The 687-nt window shown below is 35.2% G+C and carries 2 protein-coding genes; both read right to left on the bottom strand.

The annotated features are described in order from the left end of the window. Positions 1 to 83: 83 nt before the first annotated feature. Positions 84 to 455, bottom strand: coding sequence for a hypothetical protein (locus tag B3O12_RS16190; protein WP_286757072.1), 372 nt, complete (start codon positions 453 to 455; stop codon positions 84 to 86). Next, positions 452 to 687 (bottom strand): hypothetical protein (locus B3O12_RS16185; protein ID WP_286757071.1); only part of this gene is annotated, 236 nt, incomplete at its 5' end. The genes B3O12_RS16190 and B3O12_RS16185, both read right to left, overlap by 4 nt.

The raw sequence follows: 687 nt of genomic DNA, 5'->3' as shown, positions 1-687 counted from the left end.
AGGTCAAAAGAACTGATTATAAAAACCCTCCAAAGAGGGCTTTATGTTTTTTACAGATAATTGATAGCACTACCCTACCGGTTTCAATAATAGAAGTAAGTGTAGCTAGTATCACCTTTCAACGCTTCAAATTCTTTAACAGAGATACGCTTCAGGTTAAATTCTCCATTACTTTTTGAATCATTGTAAACCCCATAGGTATAGTAAATATTCACAACATCATCTCTCCACTGAGCAAGTGCTGAAAAATGCTCTACTACTCCTTCATTGATTAAATAGCCTCTCGCTGGGCCATTTATTCCATTAACCAACCCATTATATATGTGGTATTTGGAGCCTACTGAGATTATTGTTAGCCTTTCTAATTTATTGTTTGAGGTTACTACTATTTCTTTGTTTTTATCGCAAGCGGACAAACATAAAATCATTAATCCAAATAATAGTTTGTATTTCATTTCTTGAACCAATTTGAATTTTTCATACCAGCATTGATAGCTAAGTAGGACTGCCTATCCTCACCATAATTAGGAGCTTGTAAATAACCTTTATTTCCTCCCGAGGCACGTATAATCATGTCATACCCAATTGTAAAAAGTGTACGTCTCACGTTATTCTCTCCAGCGTTATATGCCCCGTATCCATAGGTAATGGTTTTGTTCGATAAAAGACTGGCGACAGTTATTAAAG

It is taken from the genome of Roseivirga sp. UBA838 (assembly GCF_002296035.1).
Taxonomy (GTDB): Bacteria; Bacteroidota; Bacteroidia; order Cytophagales; family Cyclobacteriaceae; genus Roseivirga; species Roseivirga thermotolerans.
This window is presented reverse-complemented; position numbering and strand designations above follow the sequence as displayed.

What these genes read in the sequence shown, in the direction of transcription:
- B3O12_RS16190 (WP_286757072.1), bottom strand. Translation starts at nt 455, where the DNA reads ATGAAATACAAACTATTATTTGGATTAATGATTTTATGTTTGTCCGCT.